This is a genomic window from Dysgonomonas mossii, assembly GCF_004569505.1.
Classification (GTDB): Bacteria; Bacteroidota; Bacteroidia; order Bacteroidales; family Dysgonomonadaceae; genus Dysgonomonas.
Genome location: NZ_SPPK01000147.1, coordinates 1 through 387, shown reverse-complemented (window position 1 = coordinate 387; position 387 = coordinate 1). Strand labels below are relative to the sequence as shown.

Annotated in this window: 1 protein-coding gene; it reads right to left on the bottom strand. The window is 35.4% G+C overall.

What is annotated here, in order from left to right:
• On the bottom strand, positions 1-387 hold a 387-nt coding region (locus E4T88_RS17830; RefSeq protein ID WP_221411847.1), incomplete at both ends, for a TerC family protein.

The following is a 387-nucleotide window of genomic DNA, read 5'->3' as shown; positions in this document are numbered from 1 at the left end:
AACCAACTATAGCGAAAGCTGCTGCTTCTAAGTTCGGATATTTATTTAATAATTCTACGAAATATGTTGCAGCGAATCTCATAATGATTACACCCATCATACCACCGATGAACATTACACTGAATTGTCCTAAGTCCATTCCGCCAAAATGAATACCTAAAGCTGGTAATGTAACCGCGATTGCAAATGCCGCTAACATAGAGTCTATAGCAAATGCGATATCTGCAAATTCAACTTTTAATACTGTCATCCAGAAGTTCTTCTTCAATTTATGATGACCTTCACTATCAGAAGGGAATTCTTCTTCGGTAAAGTTCTCATCACTTTCTTCAACATCATCGGGCGTTTTAATCTCTTTATCTTTATGCTTTTTAAAATCTATTAAGT